This window comes from Macrococcus capreoli, from assembly GCF_025628935.1.
Taxonomy (GTDB): Bacteria; Bacillota; Bacilli; order Staphylococcales; family Staphylococcaceae; genus Macrococcoides; species Macrococcoides capreoli.
Window position 1 is genome coordinate 46,071 of record NZ_JAOTIS010000015.1, and the last position, 9,292, is coordinate 55,362.

10 protein-coding genes are annotated in these 9,292 nt (G+C 33.8%); 7 read left to right on the forward strand and 3 right to left on the reverse strand.

Going from position 1 to position 9,292, the window contains the following annotated elements:
- Positions 1–66 precede the first annotated feature (66 nt).
- Complete coding sequence (locus OCL94_RS11035) at positions 67–951, reverse strand: DMT family transporter (protein ID WP_262996978.1); 885 nt, start codon at positions 949–951, stop codon at positions 67–69.
- Positions 952–1,096: 145 nt separating this feature from the next.
- Between OCL94_RS11035 and OCL94_RS11040 the strand changes: the two genes are divergently transcribed.
- Entirely contained in the window at positions 1,097–1,651 is a 555-nt protein-coding gene (locus OCL94_RS11040) for an XRE family transcriptional regulator (protein WP_262996979.1), read from the forward strand.
- A gap of 158 nt (positions 1,652–1,809) precedes the next feature.
- Entirely contained in the window at positions 1,810–3,246 is a 1,437-nt protein-coding gene (locus OCL94_RS11045) for a protein adenylyltransferase SelO (RefSeq protein WP_262996980.1), read from the forward strand.
- 353 nt (positions 3,247–3,599) lie between these two features.
- On the opposite strand, the gene OCL94_RS11050 is transcribed toward OCL94_RS11045, so the two are convergent.
- Positions 3,600–4,532, reverse strand: a complete 933-nt coding sequence (locus OCL94_RS11050) for an alpha/beta hydrolase (protein WP_262996981.1) — start codon at positions 4,530–4,532, stop codon at positions 3,600–3,602.
- Positions 4,533–4,687: 155 nt separating this feature from the next.
- Between OCL94_RS11050 and OCL94_RS11055 the strand changes: the two genes are divergently transcribed.
- Positions 4,688–5,752 carry a YibE/F family protein gene (locus OCL94_RS11055; protein ID WP_262996982.1) on the forward strand — a complete coding sequence of 355 codons (1,065 nt, stop codon included), beginning with the start codon at positions 4,688–4,690 and terminating at the stop codon, positions 5,750–5,752.
- Positions 5,749–6,543, forward strand: coding sequence for a YibE/F family protein (locus tag OCL94_RS11060; protein WP_262996983.1), 795 nt, complete (start codon positions 5,749–5,751; stop codon positions 6,541–6,543). Before OCL94_RS11055 ends, OCL94_RS11060 begins: the two co-directional genes overlap by 4 nt.
- A 33-nt stretch (positions 6,544–6,576) precedes the next feature.
- On the opposite strand, the gene OCL94_RS11065 is transcribed toward OCL94_RS11060, so the two are convergent.
- Entirely contained in the window at positions 6,577–7,239 is a 663-nt protein-coding gene (locus tag OCL94_RS11065) for a YjjG family noncanonical pyrimidine nucleotidase (RefSeq protein ID WP_262996984.1), read from the reverse strand.
- A 407-nt stretch (positions 7,240–7,646) separates the two neighbouring features.
- Here OCL94_RS11065 and OCL94_RS11070 point away from each other — a divergent pair, with 407 nt between their 5' ends.
- From OCL94_RS11070 to OCL94_RS11080, 3 genes are all read left to right on the forward strand, one after another.
- Positions 7,647–8,552 (forward strand): HTH domain-containing protein, encoded by a 906-nt coding sequence (locus OCL94_RS11070; RefSeq protein WP_262996985.1) that lies wholly within the window; start codon positions 7,647–7,649, stop codon positions 8,550–8,552.
- Positions 8,536–9,012, forward strand: coding sequence for a hypothetical protein (locus tag OCL94_RS11075; protein ID WP_262996986.1), 477 nt, complete (start codon positions 8,536–8,538; stop codon positions 9,010–9,012). The genes OCL94_RS11070 and OCL94_RS11075 overlap by 17 nt, the downstream gene beginning before the upstream one ends.
- A gap of 32 nt (positions 9,013–9,044) precedes the next feature.
- On the forward strand, positions 9,045–9,292 hold a 248-nt coding region (locus OCL94_RS11080), incomplete at its 3' end, for a DUF4870 domain-containing protein (RefSeq protein ID WP_262996987.1).

The window sequence follows — 9,292 nt, forward strand, 5'->3', positions numbered from 1 at the left end:
AATAGATGAAACCAAAGATGTTAAAAAAATTTATGTCCCTATGTCTACTAAATCATAATCATTATGTTAGGATTTAGATTCATTATCTCGATTTGTTGCGATAATAAACAAAACTTGGCCCAATAATATAATCCCAATACCAATGAGCTGGCTCAACCTAATAAATTCCCCGAGAAATAAATAACTCAAAATAACTGTTCCTACAACTTCACCTAATATACTCATCGATATTACTGTAGTACTTAACCACTTAATTAAATAGTTAAATAAACTTTGACCCATAATTGTTGCAAATACAGCGAGTCCGATAAACGCCATCCAAGTCGTTGCTGAAAATGATAGCATATTGTTGCCACGCAATATATTAATTAACAACAAAGTAAGGGCACTACTTCCATAACTTAATATAGAATATACCACTAAACTCGTACTGACTCTTACGTATTGTCCCACATAGAAATATACTGTGATAACTAACGCAGCTATGAATGCAAGTAAATCACCATAAAGTGCGATACCACTAAGTTTCAAATCGTTGTAACCTATGACGATACATCCAATCACTGCTAATAATACACCACTCAAGGCCCGAATACTGTATCTCTCCCTAAAGATATAATATCCCCCTATGACTGCAAAAATTGGTTGTAATGTTACAATAACTGTTGAACTTGCTACTGAAGTATATTGTAGCGACTCAAACCACAATAAATAATGTACGGCTAACACAATACCACTTACACTCATAATTATTTTTGCTTTATTGGATAAACTTCGCAATTCAGAACGATAGTCTCGCCTTATCATCATTACCAACATAATGATAAATGCGATAAACATACGATAGAAAGCTGTTACTTCAACTGGTGCATCTACCACTTTAACAAATATTGCAGATGAAGATAGAGCCAATACACCAACTATCAATAATAAGATATGAATAAATTTCATGAGCACCCCTCTTTTGTTTACTATATATAACGATTTTATTTTATAATAAACAAAACGTATTGAACATTTACAAATGGAAAATTCAGTATGTTAATACACAGTGATAAAAAAACACAATATAATAAACATAATAAAAGGAGCTTCGATGAAACAATTAGGTAAAACAATAATGGCATATCGCAAACAAAACAATATGACAATCCGTGATTTTGCAAATCACTCAGGCGTTAGTACCTCTCTTATTAGTCAAATTGAAAGAGGATTGGGTAATCCATCATTAAATGTACTCGAGTTGTTAGCACAAGCTTTAGGTGTTCCTTTATTTACACTATTCATTAACGATATTGATACGAATTCACTTATTTCAAGAAAAGATGAGCGTCAAAAGATTTATCGCGAAGATAATGTTCATATCGTTTATGATCTTTTAACCCCTGACTTTATGAAAACAAATATACGTGTACTATTGATGGAAATTAAACCACATTCTAAAACAACCGAATCATATTATGAACATGACGATAAAGAAGAACTTGCCATCGTAATGCGTGGGGAAATTAACGTACAACTATCTGACGAAGTATATCCTTTGAATACAGGTGATGTCGTTAGAATACCTAAAAACACACGCCATCGCTTTATTAATACTTCAAACAGCATCGTAGAAGTGTTATTTATACTCACTCCAACATTTTATTAAATTAATAAAATAAACTGGTTTATAATTCATTGCTGTCTCAGTAGTAAAATCGAAACTCCTATTGAACAACACACTAAACATTTGATGATAAGCAAAGTAAGATTATTTCATCCTACTCTAATGTTATGATGAAACTAACCTATATACAGGAGGTAATCATGTTTAACTTTAATTTCAATAATTCATTCCATAATTTATCCGATGATTTTTATGAGTTATGTAATCCTGAAAAATCAATAGATCCTAAACTTGCCATATTCAATTCAGATTTAGCTAACGAACTTAATATAGATACAGCGCTTCAATATAATCCTGAATACTTAACAGGGAATGCAATCTTACCCGGCAGCAAACCGTCAGCCCATGCGTATGCTGGACATCAATTCGGTCATTTCACAATGCTGGGTGATGGTCGCGCTCATGTGCTTGGTGAACATGTAACAGAGCACAATGAACGATATGATATTCAGCTAAAAGGCTCAGGCAGAACAATATTCTCGCGTTCTGGAGATGGTCGTGCAGCAATTGGGCCCATGTTACGAGAATACATTATCAGCGAAGCAATGTACCATCTAGGTATCCCTACAACTAGAAGTCTTGCAGTATCTCTTACAGGTGATAATGTTTACCGTGAAACATCTTTACCAGGTGCAATGCTCGTTCGTATTGCACAAAGTAACTTACGTGTGGGCACATTTGAGTATGCAGTACGCACAGAGGATAAAGATAATATTAAACAATTAGCAGATTATGCAATTGAACGTCACTATCCAGAAATCCAGGATGACCAAAATCGATACTTATCTTTACTCAATAAAGTTATAGAGAAACAAGCTAAACTTATCGCACAGTGGCAATCTGTCGGCTTCATTCACGGTGTCATGAATACTGATAATATGACCATCAGTGGAGAAACGATTGATTATGGACCATGCGCGTTTATGGATACGTACAACCCATCGACAGTATTTAGTTCTATTGATCAATACGGAAGATATGCTTATCACAATCAACCCTCTATTGCTTTATGGAACTTAACACGCTTTGCAGAAACGCTTATTCCATTAATTGATGATGATGAAAGTACTGCGATACAATATGCAGAAACAGCGCTTAACACTTACAGGGATCAATACATTCAACATTATATGCATATTTTCGGACAAAAGATTGGTATTGACCAGATTACGCAGGACGACTTCCAAATTGTTATTGATTTCCTTGCTTTACTTGAGAAATATGAAACTGACTTTACTAGCTCATTCCGAAAGCTTGCGACACAACAATTCACACAATTAGGTATATACAATAATGAAGATGTGCAGGAGTGGTATCAACGCTGGCTTGCATTCATACAATCAACATCAAACGAACATGATGCTTATACTTTAATGCAATCTGTTAATCCAGCCGTGATTCCAAGAAATCATCTCGTGGAAGAAGCATTGAGTGATGCATCAATGGCAAATGATTATACTAAACTCCATCAATTAATTGATGCAATTCATAATCCATTCTCAGATAACCACGATACACCATACTTAAACCCTGCTCCACCAAGTGAAAGAATATATCAAACGTATTGCGGGACGTAGAAAGAGGCAGTCTGAAATGCGGTTAGAACCGAACAAACTGGAACCCGTTCCAAGAAATCGCTCTTTGATTTCGATGGAATGGGTGAAGTTTGACGAGGTTCTGCATTGAAGACGCCGTTTGAGTAGAGGCAGTCTGAAATGCGGTTAGAACCGAACAAACTGGAACCCATTCCAAGAAATCGCTTTTTGATTTCGATGGAATGGGTGAAGTTTGACGAGGTTCTGCATTGAAGACGCCGTTTGAGTAGAGGCAGTCTGAAATGCGATTATGAACAACAAAAAACTCAACCATAAATCATGATTTGATTTAGGTTGAGTTTTTCTATTACCCAGGACATATTTCTATATCATCCTTATTCTACATCTAATCCTTCACGTAATGCGCTTATCGTCTCTGCGACAGCACGTTGACTCATCTCAGCATCTGGAACAAGTGATTCAAACTCGTGAAACCCTCTTGGATATAAATGAAATTCAACAGGAATATCCGCTTCTGTTAATGCTTTGACATAGTCCATCGTCTCATCTCTAAACGGATCTAATGCGCCTACCATCGTATACATCGGCGGTAAGTTCGTAAAGTCTGTTTCACGCATAGGCGCTGCATATTTAGATGGTTCTCCTTCTACACCTTTCAAATACATTTGCCATGCAAATGCATTATGTTCTTTACTCCAGACACGCTTTTCTGTAAATGCATTGCTTGAATACGAACTGCATGTATCATCCAACATTGGAAATAATGGCATTTGAAATTTAATCTTCGGACCTTGTCGGTCTCTCGTTAATAAAGTTAATGCTGCAGCAAGCCCTCCACCCGTACTACCGCCAGTTACAGCAATTCTCGTTTCATCGATGTTAAGCATCGCTTTATTCTCAACAATCCAATTAAGTGCTAAATAACAATCTTCAATCGCTGCTGGATATGGATATTCAGGCGCAAGACGATACTCAACAGAAACGACAACACTATTTACACCTTTCACATAATCTGCGCATTTCGCATCATTACCTTCTATTGAGCCAAATACATACCCACCTCCGTGAATGAATAATATAGCAGGTAATGTTTCTTGTTGTGTTACCGGTGCATATACTTTAAGTCGAATTTGCGTCCCGTCGTCATGCATCGCATAATATTCTTGCTGCGTAATCATATCATCAACATAAGGTTTCATTAACATCTTACTCGCTGCTCTAATCATTGGTAACTTGTCTTCTGTTAACGTCATTGGTGATAACTTCTTAAATGTATTGAGTAAAGAAGGATGAACTCTATTTTCCATATTAAATGCCTCCATAATTGTTATGTTTTTTTTTGTATTTTTTTATATTCTTTTTATATATTTTACCCCCTTATTTCATAATGATTAATATGACTTGTAAACACAATTCGTCATATTGTATGATGAGCATTATACTGATAAAAAGAGGGATAAAATTGAGCCGTAATATTAAATATATACTCCTTAGTATATTACCATTATTGATGCTATGTGTTGTCATTTTTACATTAATGAACGACGCTTATTATCACAACACGATTGCTAAAATAACCTCAGTCAAAGAAGAAGTGCAACCATCAAAGGATGACAAACAATTAAATCAACAGCTAACTTTGAAAATAACAAATAATCACAATAAAGATAAAATAATCACAATCAACCATCCGTATTTCAAAAGCCAAGCCTATTCTGAAAAATATCATAAAGGTGACAAAGTATTCTTATCTCAAGATTTAAAATCCATTGACGGTATGAAAAGGGATACTATCATTGCAGTATATGGCTTAATCTTTATTACGCTCATAACGCTAATCGGTGGTATGCAGGGTGCTACTTCCATCATCAGTCTCATTATTAACTTATTGATATCACTTGGAATGTTACTGATAAAACAACACTATCCTACTATCCCCCTATTCTTATTAGCATTTATGATGGTGATAATTTCATCTATCGTGACACTTTTACTCGTTAGTGGCATTAACCAAAAGACGTTCATCGCGACGATAAGTACGATTATTTCTTTATTAGCAACAGCATTACTAATTAAAATGGCTATTACAATTACGAACGGAAATGGGATTCGTTATGAAACGATTACATTTTTAACGGTTTCACCAAAAAGTATATTTATGGCGTCTATTATCATCGGAACATTAGGTGCCATTATGGATATTACAATTACGCTAACATCTGCGCTATATGAAATTAAACAAAACAATCCACAAACTTCATTTAGTGCATTTCTAAAAGCCGGTCGAAATATTAGCGATGACATTTTAGCACCGATGAGTAATATATTATTATTTGCTTATTTAACAGGTGCTATTCCGATGATTGTACTTTATTTACGCAATTACTCGCCTATCGTTCAATCTTTCCAGTTACACTGGTCAATTGAAATCACAAGATTTTTAGCAAGTGGTATTGGTATTATTCTGACAATCCCAATCACTATATTTATAGCCTCTTACATGCTATCAAAGGAGAAGTTGTCATGAGTACATTAGCATTACTCGCCATTATTTTATGCTTTTTGATGGTATATGTTGGACGCAAACAAGGCATTAAAGCTTTCTCTGGATTATTCGTTAATATATTATTGCTAGGGCTCTTTGTAATTCTAATCATCTTAAAAATCAATATTATATTGCTCGCTATATTATTCTGTATTATTATGGCGCTCTTTAATATATTTGTGATGAATGGATATACACGTGTGAGTATCATAACAATTATCGCTACATCTATAACTTTTATTCTGTCACTTATTATTGTATATGGTGCAGTCATATTTAGCGGTATACAAGGATTTGCGATGGAAGAAGGCGATGAAATCGCAACGTATCACTTGAATATCGGTATTAACTTTGTGCATCTGTCTTTATTCATTATTCTTGTCAGTACATTAGGTGCAATCATTGATTTAACAATCTCTGTGAGTTCCTCAATGGAAGAAATATATATTAATCAGCCGACAATATCGAATAAACAACTATTTAAGTCGGGTATGAATGTTGCGCGAGATATATTAGGTACAACAATCAACACACTATTCTTCGCGTATTTAGGAAGTTATTTAACGTTATTAATCTGGTTTAGTAAATTAAATTATTCTTTTGGCGATATTATCAACTCTAAAGTGCTGTCCAGTGAATTAATGACATTACTATGCGCAGGTATTGCTGTAACACTCGCGATTCCAGTAACGTCGTTTACGACGTTAAATATTTTGAAACGATTACACTTCGATCATAGTCATATTCACCATAATAAAAAACGAAATTCCTAATCGAATTTCGTTTTTTATTATATCTTACTTAAATCAAATAATATCCTCTATTTCTTTTAATGTACGAACTGTGTACGTCGCATCAGATGCTTTAAATCCAAAATAACAACTATCGATGCCAGCATTTTTGGCGCCTAAAATATCTGACGTCAGTGTATCACCAATCATTAATACTTCTTGTTGATTATCCAGTTGTAACGTATTAAAGCAATGCTCAAAAAATCTGATATCCGGTTTTTCATAACCAATCTCTTCAGAGATAAAATGATGATTAAAATATTCATAAATACCAGATGCTTGCATACGTTGTATTTGAGTATGATACACACCATTCGTTGCTGAGCATATGATCATATCTTTTGATTTTAAATACTGCAACAATGCCAGAGCACCTTCAATCAATACGTGACTATCATTTAATGTTGCTCTGAATATGCGCTCTTTCTCAACACCATCTACCGTTCGTCCTATACTACCAAAGAATTTTTGGAATCGCGTATCCAACAATTGCTGTCTCGTTATGTTGCCCGCTTCTAAATCCTGCCATAACTTACCATTAATCTGTTGATAGCGCTGTATTAATTCATCACTATAGTGCATACGCTCACTCTCAAGCACTTTATTAAAAGCATCTCGCTCACCCGCATTAAAGTCAAGGAGTGTATTATCCAAATCCATCAATATATATTTATACATTATAGAACCTCTTTTGTTTAATATTTTATTACTGTTATCTATATTATTGCATATAAAGAATGTAAATGATAAGTTGTAGTTAATAATAACTACACAGGAGACATCAAAATGTCATCACCTATTTCATTAAGACTCGATGATCATATATTTGTAATCACTCATCTCCATGTAGGCCATAGAAAAGATATTTTCTATTAAATCGATACAACTTAATATCACGAAAAATAATGGTGTAGACATATATTGTCTATGCCATTATTTTTTATTGTTTCAAACAATAAATTGCCGCTAAAAACAACAATTATTAAATGTAAATAAATGAAAATTTTTCTGATGATATGACATATTTTGTCCATGCTATTTTCTATAATGAACTTATTGGATGAAAGGTGGTGAGATTAAGATAGATGAACCGCGCTCAGCGTCTACTTATCCTATTTAGTAGGTTAACAAAGAATCAGTATGTGAATAAAGAACAAATCGCTCATGAATTTAATGTACATCCACGAACGATTCAGCGGGATATAGAAGATATAAGAGAATATTTAAGTGATTCAAATGAACATTTTTATCGTCAGGAGATTATATATGATCATTCAAAAAATGCTTATACTATCTCAAAACATAATGAATTGAAAGACAGTTTACCTTTAAGAATGCTTTTATTACAATTGCACTCACTATCACCTATTATGCATAAGAGATTATACGACACTCTTAAATCTATCATCAGTGAGAACTATAGTCATGATATTACCTATCTTTCTACCTTATTAAATGATTTTAATATTGTTGAGAGTAAAACTGAATACCATCTAGTCATTCAGTTACTAGACGCAATAAGGGAGAACAAAGACATTAACATCATTTTAAATAATCGTTTAATCAATAATGTGATACCTCTAAAGATAATTTATAGATTTAGAGAGTTTCATTTGATATTCATGCATCAAGATGAAGAAAAATCGATGCCAGTATCACACATCACTTCAATTCAGGAAGTTCATATTTCCAATTCAAAACGTGATATGACTTCGACATTCGAAATGACAAAAGATGTTTGGCATAAATTAAAAGATGTGTTTGATGTGACAATAATTGAGTCCTCTACTGATGAAAGAATGGTGGCTACATTTAACGTGACAAAAGGTGAAATGATTGACGCACTCTATCGATTTAGTCCATATATTCGTTTAATCCATAGTCCATTTTCCAGTGATTTTTTCAATCATCTACTTCGTCTTAATCAAACCTACTTCACGCAATCTATCATTCAAAGTAAAAAGGAGAATATAAATGAAAATTCAAAGTAAAGAAGAACTGTTAAGAGCTAAAAAAGCAGCGATGAAAGTTGTTCAACAACGCTCAGCTACTAGTGGTGCAGTTGCGGCTGTTCCTATTCCAGGTGTAGATGTAGCAACTGATATTGGGTTAATTATGGAACTAGTAGCTAAAATTAATCGTCGTTTCGGACTTACACCAGAAGAAATTGAGGATTTGGATGCAGATGAGAAACAAAAAATCGTCATTATTGTTACATCAATTGGTAGTAACTTTATCGGTAAAGTCTTAACAAAAGAGTTAGTGGTACAAGTTTTGAAAAAGATGGGTGTTAAGGTCACTACAAAACAGGTAGCGAAATATATCCCATTCGCCGGAGCAATTATCGCCGGATCTATTAGTTATGGTGCAATGTATCAACTAGGTAAAAGTCATGTTGATGAATGCTTCGAAGTTTGCGAACGTATTTTAAAAGAACAAGGAAAATGGTAAGAAAAAATAAAATTATATTAAGGTGGTAAATTATGAATTTCCTAAACAACTCAAACAATCCTAATGCTTTTCCAAACGTAACAAGTGAAGAAAAAAATATGGCTATGCTAATTTGGATCTTAAACTTATTAACAGGTTTCATTGGGCCCCTAATCATATGGATAATGAAAAAAGATGAATCAGCATATATTAATCAACAGGGTAAGAACTATTTAAACTTTGCGATTTGTTATACAAGTTATATCATTATTTCATGGATTTTAACTTTAGTACTCATTGG

Coding starts and splice junctions, on each gene's coding strand:
- OCL94_RS11035 (WP_262996978.1), bottom strand. CDS start 951: ATGAAATTTATTCATATCTTATTATTGATAGTTGGTGTATTGGCTCTA.
- OCL94_RS11040 (WP_262996979.1), top strand. CDS start 1,097: ATGAAACAATTAGGTAAAACAATAATGGCATATCGCAAACAAAACAAT.
- OCL94_RS11045 (WP_262996980.1), top strand. CDS start 1,810: ATGTTTAACTTTAATTTCAATAATTCATTCCATAATTTATCCGATGAT.
- OCL94_RS11050 (WP_262996981.1), bottom strand. CDS start 4,532: ATGGAAAATAGAGTTCATCCTTCTTTACTCAATACATTTAAGAAGTTA.
- OCL94_RS11060 (WP_262996983.1), top strand. CDS start 5,749: ATGAGTACATTAGCATTACTCGCCATTATTTTATGCTTTTTGATGGTA.
- OCL94_RS11065 (WP_262996984.1), bottom strand. CDS start 7,239: ATGTATAAATATATATTGATGGATTTGGATAATACACTCCTTGACTTT.
- OCL94_RS11070 (WP_262996985.1), top strand. CDS start 7,647: ATGAACCGCGCTCAGCGTCTACTTATCCTATTTAGTAGGTTAACAAAG.
- OCL94_RS11075 (WP_262996986.1), top strand. CDS start 8,536: ATGAAAATTCAAAGTAAAGAAGAACTGTTAAGAGCTAAAAAAGCAGCG.